Origin of the sequence: Duganella flavida (assembly GCF_009857445.1) — a bacterium.
Classification (GTDB): domain Bacteria; phylum Pseudomonadota; class Gammaproteobacteria; order Burkholderiales; family Burkholderiaceae_D; genus Rugamonas; species Rugamonas flavida.
On the sequence record NZ_WWCN01000071.1, the window covers coordinates 1 to 309 of the forward strand.

General features: G+C 52.1%; 1 rRNA gene. It reads right to left on the reverse strand.

Features of this window, described 5'->3' with window-relative positions:
• Positions 1-309: ribosomal RNA gene (locus tag GTP46_RS30515) — 23S ribosomal RNA — on the reverse strand; the annotation flags it as partial.

A 309-nucleotide genomic window follows, 5' to 3' on the forward strand; every position in this document is an offset into this window, starting at 1 on the left:
CTTCTCCCGAGTTCTCTCAAGCGCCTTAGAATACTCATCTCGCCCACCTGTGTCGGTTTGCGGTACGGTCTCGTATGACTGAAGCTTAGAGGCTTTTCTTGGAACCACTTCCGATTGCTACGTGCACAAGTGCACTCGTCCCACTCCCTTGGATTACGTACCCGGATTTGCCTAAGTACCTCCTATGAAGCAGAAACTGACTATTCCAACAGTCAGACAACCTTCCGCGATCCGTCCCCCCATCGCATCATACGACGGTGCAGGAATATTAACCTGCTTCCCATCAGCTACGCATCTCTGCCTCGCCTT